At 61.2% G+C, this 3,147-nt stretch carries 2 protein-coding genes; both read right to left on the reverse strand.

What is annotated here, in order from left to right:
* Positions 1–293 precede the first annotated feature (293 nt).
* Complete coding sequence (gene ftsH / locus Q0072_RS08055) at positions 294–2,195, reverse strand: ATP-dependent zinc metalloprotease FtsH (RefSeq protein WP_298328229.1); 1,902 nt, start codon at positions 2,193–2,195, stop codon at positions 294–296.
* Positions 2,196–2,286: 91 nt separating this feature from the next.
* Positions 2,287–3,147 (reverse strand): ATP-binding protein (locus Q0072_RS08060; RefSeq protein WP_298328231.1); only part of this gene is annotated, 861 nt, incomplete at its 5' end.

A 3,147-nucleotide genomic window follows, 5' to 3' on the forward strand; every position in this document is an offset into this window, starting at 1 on the left:
CGACGGCTGGCATATTCTGTCCTCGTGATCGTCCGCCCAGTCAGGGCCGGTGGCGCTTCAGCCGCCCGGAACACGGACGCGCCCTGCGGTTCTTCGAACCGGTACGGCAGTGCCCTAAATACAGGAGGCTGAGAGGATCAATAGACCGCAACAACCTTAATGATCCGCTAACGACTGCTTCTTCGGGCAGGTTTTCGTTAGGCATATTTTGTGGGTCCTTTTGCGCACTTCCCCGAAAAACAAAAAGGCCTGCACCGTGGGCGCAGGCCTTTTTGATAGAGGGGCAAGCGGTATCAGACGCCTTCCTTAACCTCCGGCACCACGGTTTCCGACAGAGGCTCCGGCTCATCCGTGGTCGGGACCGCCAGACGGGTGGTGTTTTCGATCAGGATGCCGGTGTCTTCGTCACGCACGATCTCTTCGCCGCGCAGCACCTTTTCGATCTCTTCGCCACTCAGGGTTTCGACATCCAGCAGGGTCTGGGCCAGACGATGCAGGTTGTCGAGGTTTTCGGTCAGGATGCGCTTGGCCTCATCATAACCGCCCTGCACAAGACGCTTGACTTCGCCATCAATGGTCTGAGCCGTCGATTCCGACACGTCGCGGCCAAAGGCCCCGTGTTCGTCTTCGGCATCCTTATAGTTAACGAGGCCCAGAGCGTCCGAATAGCCCCAGCGCGTGACCATGGCCTTCGCCAGACGCGTCGCCTGCTGGATGTCGGAGGAGGCGCCCGACGTGATCTGATCCTTGCCGAAGATCAGTTCTTCGGCCACACGACCGGCCATCAGGATGGCCAGACGCGAGGTCATCTGCACGTAGTTTTGCGAATAACGGTCGCCTTCCGGCAACTGCATCACCATACCCAGTGCCCGGCCACGCGGAATGATCGTCGCCTTGTGCACCGGATCGGCTTCGGGAGCTTTCAGCGCCACGATGGCGTGACCGCCTTCGTGATAGGCCGTCAGCTTCTTTTCGGCTTCGGACATAGCCATGGAGCGGCGCTCGGCCCCCATCAGCACCTTGTCCTTGGCGTCTTCAAAGTCCTTCATCGTGACTAGCTTGCGGTCCTTGCGCGCCGCCATCAGCGCCGCTTCGTTGACCAGATTGGCCAGATCGGCCCCGGAGAAGCCCGGTGTGCCGCGCGCCACCACCTTAACATCGACATCAACGGCCAGCGGCACATTGCGCATGTGTACGCGCAGGATGGCTTCACGACCCGTCAAATCGGGATTCGGGACCGTCACCTGACGGTCAAAGCGGCCGGGACGCAGAAGCGCGGAGTCCAGCACGTCCGGACGGTTGGTCGCCGCGATGATGATGATGCCTTCCTGAGCTTCGAAGCCGTCCATCTCGACCAGCAACTGGTTGAGGGTCTGTTCGCGCTCATCATTACCGCCGCCATGGCCGGCGCCGCGATGGCGACCCACCGCGTCGATTTCGTCGATAAAGATGATGCAGGGCGCATTTTTCTTGGCCTGTTCGAACATGTCACGCACGCGCGAGGCACCGACGCCAACGAACATTTCCACAAAGTCCGAACCGGAAATCGAGAAGAAGGGGACGCCCGCTTCACCGGCCACGGCACGGGCCAGCATGGTCTTACCCGTACCCGGAGGGCCAACCAGCAGCGCGCCCTTCGGGATCTTGCCGCCCAGCTTCTGGAACTTGGTCGGGTCTTTCAGGAAATCGACGACCTCCTGCAATTCTTCCTTCGCCTCATCAACGCCGGCCACATCGGCAAAGGTGACACGGTTCTTGTGCTCGGTCAGAAGGCGGGCCTTCGACTTGCCGAAGCCCATGGCCCCGCGACCGCCGCCCTGCATCTGACGCATAAAGAACAGCCACAGGCCGACGATCAGCAGGATGGGCAGAAGGCCCGACAGCAGCGACACCAGGAAGGGCTGGGTGACGGTCTTCATATTGACCTTCACGTTCTTGGAATCGAGCCAGTCCGCCGTATCGCTATTGGGATAAGGGATGACGACCTTGTGCTTCTGCTTGGCGGTGTCGGTAACCACGGCCTGATCGCGGTCGATATCGGCCGACACGATCTGACCCGCATTCACCTGTTCCTTGAGCACCGAATAGCTCATTTCCTTCGGCGCGTTCTGATAGGGCGTCTTGCCGACCACGGCGTAGCCGACCATCAGAACCGCCAGAAGTATCCCGACAATCGTCAGAGCACGAAAATTCATAAGCTTCCTCACAAGCAGCCAGCGGGCTGCGGGTCTTGACGGCGGCCTGAAACCGCCTGTTGGTTGAACCTATATAGTAGGCTCTTTAACGCTACGCTACCGGCAGACCGCAGGAAAACGCGGGATGACAGGCTTCCGCTTCGTTGCGGATGAGGCCAAGCGCCGCACGCAACCGGTTGTACGTCACGTCCTGCAAATCTCCTGCCGCAAACAGGTGTATCGACTCGTCGTGTTTCAGGACAGGCAAGGCGGCACGGACGGCGGGCGGCAGGCCTTTCAAACGCAGGCGATCTTCCGGGGACAGAGCGTTGAGATGCCCCTTTGCCGGGATGATTTCGCTCCCGATGGCGTAATCGGGCAAGCGGTAGCGTCCGTCCCAAATATCGCCGATACGCTCCGGGCGTGACCCATTGCGGGTCATTTCGCCGGCCTCACGACATATCAGCCAGCCGCCCTCGTGCGCTTCGATGCGCGCTCCGCACAGGGTAAAGCGCGTTTGCCCTGTGGCGGCGGCGGTAAGGATATGCGCAAGCTCCGCCTGACGCGGCAGCTTGTCCCCGCCACCGGCGCAGACGATCAGGGCCGAAAGTATGTCCGGCTCAGGCAATGTAAGTATCTGAAAACAGGCAGCCCCTGTCGGCTTGCCTTCCACTATCCCAGATGAATCCGGCGAGCGGATCGCACGAGGCGTATCAGTCACAGAGAGCGTAACCCCCTGCTGCCGCACTCTGGCGCGTAGATAGCTCGGGTTGGCATTGGCCGGGTCATCGACATAAGGCACACCCACCGCGTTCAGCCAGTCCCGCAGCCGCGCCCGCCCCATGCCCAGCAGCGGGCGCAGATAGAACATCCCCTCCCCGTGCGGCCAGAAGGGTGCGGGCGACCACAGTTTCGGTGCGCCGACCGTCGAACCTTCGGCGCGCATGGCCGCGGCTTCGGCTACATCATCGGC

The organism is Asticcacaulis sp. (assembly GCF_027484505.1).
Classification (GTDB): Bacteria; Pseudomonadota; Alphaproteobacteria; order Caulobacterales; family Caulobacteraceae; genus Asticcacaulis.